2 protein-coding genes are annotated in these 2132 nt (G+C 70.7%); one reads left to right on the top strand and one right to left on the bottom strand.

Annotated features, from left to right (window positions below; all coding sequences use genetic code 11):
- A partial coding sequence (locus tag ABD151_RS17740; protein WP_343996140.1) for an FAD-binding oxidoreductase occupies nucleotides 1–389 on the bottom strand: 389 nt, incomplete at its 3' end.
- Nucleotides 390–551: 162 nt separating this feature from the next.
- On the opposite strand from ABD151_RS17740, the gene ABD151_RS17745 reads away from it, so the two are divergent.
- Nucleotides 552–2102 carry a long-chain-fatty-acid--CoA ligase gene (locus ABD151_RS17745; RefSeq protein ID WP_343996142.1) on the top strand — a complete coding sequence of 517 codons (1551 nt, stop codon included), beginning with the start codon at nucleotides 552–554 and terminating at the stop codon, nucleotides 2100–2102.
- Nucleotides 2103–2132 lie beyond the last annotated feature (30 nt).

A 2132-nucleotide genomic window follows, 5' to 3' on the forward strand; every position in this document is an offset into this window, starting at 1 on the left:
GCCCCGGCGGCGGCGCGTTGCAGCGCCGCCTGCACCACGCCCGGCTGGACCCGTGCGGTCCGAGCCTCGGGGTCGAGCTCCAGCACCCGGTCCAGGTGCCGGGAGAGATCGAGGACGATGCCGGTGCCGATCGCGTTGCCGGCCACCGAGGTGCCGGCGCCGCGGGCGGTCAGCGGCACGCCCGCCTCGCGGGCCACGCTGATCGCGGCCGCGATCTCGTCGGCGTGCCGGGGGAACGCCACCAGCCGCGGCGGGACCCGGTACAGCGAGGCGTCGCTGGAGTACGCGGCGCGGGTGGCGTCGTCGTCGCGGATCTCGCCGATGCCCGCGCGGCGCAGGGCCGCGACGAGATCTTCCTGCGGGGACGCAGGGGAAGCCGGCTCGGACACGGGGACAGCGTAGTGGTGCGCACCGCCGGCGGGGTGGCAGGAAGCGGCCCTCGGCCCCGACGCCGCGACGCTTCCTGGCAGACACGGCGCGACGAGGGGGTGTGTCGCTTGTCACCGCAGGTTACCGTCTGGTCACCTACTGCTAGCCGTACGGAGGCCGTCGTGCTCAACCTTGCCGTGTTCCTGGAGGACTCAGCCCGCAACTACCCGGACCGGGATGCCGTCGTGCTGGGGGAGACCCGGCTGACCTATGCCCAGGTCAACGCCGGAGCCAACCAGGTGGCCAACTTCCTGGTGAGCAAGGGGATCCAGCCCGGCGACAAGGTCGCGCTGAGCTGTCCCAACCTGCCGTACTTCTCGCTGGTCTACTACGGGATCCTCAAGGCCGGAGCGGTCGTGGTCCCGCTCAACATCCTGCTCAAGGGCCGTGAGGTCGCCTACCACCTCGGTGACTCCGAGGCGAAGGCCTACTTCTGCTTCGAGGGCACCGCCGACCTTGCGATCGGCGCCGAGGGCCACGCCGGGTTCGAGCAGGCAGACGGCTGCGAGCACTTCGTGGTGATCACCGTCGACCCCGCTGCGCCGTCGCCGATCGAGGGCACGACCACCCTGGGCCAGGCACTGGCCGGCCAGGCGCCGACCTTCGAGACGGTCGCCACCGACGCCGACGACACCGCCGTCATCCTCTACACCAGCGGCACCACCGGGCAGCCCAAGGGCGCCGAGCTGCGGCACAGCAACATGCACTCCAACGCACTGGTCAGCCGCGACCTGTTCGGAGCGAACGCCGACGACCCGGACACCTACCTGTGCGTCCTGCCGCTCTTCCACTCCTTCGGGCAGACGGTCATCCAGAACGGCGCCTTCGCCTTCGGCGGCACCGTGGTGATGCTGCCGCGCTTCGAGGCCAACGCCGCGCTGGGCCTGATGCTGCGCGAGAAGGTCACCTTCTTCGGCGGCGTCCCCACCATGTACTGGGGCCTGCTCGGCGCGCTCACCGAGGACGTCGACGTCGCCACCCTGGCGGCGAACCTGCGGGTCGCCGTCGCCGGGGGATCGGCACTGCCGATCGAGGTCCACAAGGAGTTCGAGCGGCGCTTCGGGGTGACCATCCTGGAGGGCTACGGGCTGTCGGAGACGTCGCCGGTGGCGAGCTTCGCGCCCTGGGGCAAGCCGCCGCGGGTCGGCTCGATCGGCGTCCCGATCCCCGACGTCGAGCTGAAGCTGATCGACGCCGACTGGAACGAGATCACCGAGCCCGACGCGGTCGGCGAGATCGCGATCAAGGGCCCGAACGTGATGAAGGGCTACTACCGGCGCCCGGAGGCGACCGCCGAGGCGATCCATGACGGCTGGTTCCGCTCCGGTGACCTCGCGCGCAAGGACGCGGACGGCTACTACTACATCGTCGACCGCGCCAAGGACCTGATCATCCGCGGCGGCTTCAACGTCTACCCGCGGGAGATCGAGGAGGTGCTGATGACCCACCCGGCGGTCTCCCTGGCCGCGGTGATCGGCGTCCCGCACGAGTCGCACGGCGAGGAGATCAAGGCGTTCGTGATCCTCAAGCCCGGTGCCGAGGCCACCGCCGAGGAGCTGGTGGCCTGGGGCAAGGAGCAGATGGCCAGCTACAAGTACCCGCGGATCGTCGACGTCGTCGAGGCGCTGCCGATGACCGCCACCGGCAAGATCCTCAAGCGCGAGCTCGACTGAGCGCAGGGACGACGACGCAACGGCCGGCAC

This window comes from Nocardioides dubius (genome assembly GCF_039528155.1).
Taxonomy (GTDB): Bacteria; Actinomycetota; Actinomycetes; order Propionibacteriales; family Nocardioidaceae; genus Nocardioides; species Nocardioides dubius.